Origin of the sequence: Streptosporangium minutum (assembly GCF_002149035.1) — a bacterium.
In the GTDB taxonomy this organism is placed as follows: Bacteria; Actinomycetota; Actinomycetes; order Streptosporangiales; family Streptosporangiaceae; genus Streptosporangium; species Streptosporangium minutum.
The window spans coordinates 1-674 of record NZ_NGFP01000540.1 but is presented as its reverse complement, the minus strand read 5'-3'; the positions used below and the strand labels follow the sequence as shown (position 1 = coordinate 674).

1 protein-coding gene is annotated in these 674 nt (G+C 76.0%); it reads left to right on the top strand.

Features of this window, described 5'->3' with window-relative positions:
* The first annotated feature begins 1 nt into the window (after position 1).
* A complete protein-coding gene (locus CA984_RS44265) occupies positions 2-574 on the top strand; it encodes a LutC/YkgG family protein (RefSeq protein ID WP_242676524.1) in 573 nt (190 codons plus the stop codon).
* Positions 575-674 lie beyond the last annotated feature (100 nt).

Here is a 674-nt window from a genome sequence, read left to right as displayed (position 1 = left end):
GCTGGAACGCCGGACACCCGCCCGCCTGGTCGTTCCCGACGGGCTGCCGGAGGAGTGGGCGAGGGCCGTGAGATCGGCCGTCGGGACGAGAGCCGCGGACGCCGGGGGCCCGGCGCCCGGTCCCGGAGCGGCCGCGGAGCCCGCTTTGAGTACGGCGGAGCCCGGTCCCGGAGCGGCTGCGATCGTGCGGGAGGAGCCCGCTTTGAGTACGGCGGAGCCCGGTCCCGGAGCGGCCGCGATCATGCGGGACGAGCCCGTGCTGAGCGCGGCGGAGCTGGACGCCGCCGACGGGGTGATCACGGGGTGCGCGCTGGGGATCGCGGAGACCGGCACCATCGTGCTGGACGCCGGCCCCGGGCAGGGACGGCGGGCGCTGACCCTGGTGCCGGACTACCACCTGTGCGTGGTGCGGGCCGACCAGATCGTGGCGGGCGTGCCCGAGGCCGTCGGAAGGCTCGACCCGGCACGGCCCCTGACCTGGATCAGCGGCCCCTCGGCGACCAGTGACATCGAGTTGAACCGGGTCGAAGGCGTTCACGGACCCCGCACGCTGGAGGTCGTGATCGTCCGCTGACCTCCGGCTCCGCCCCTCTCCGGCCCGCCTGCGTGCATGGGGCCCGCCGTACCGGGTCTCCTCGCCGTTCCCGGACGGGCGGGCGGGGATGCTCCGGTGG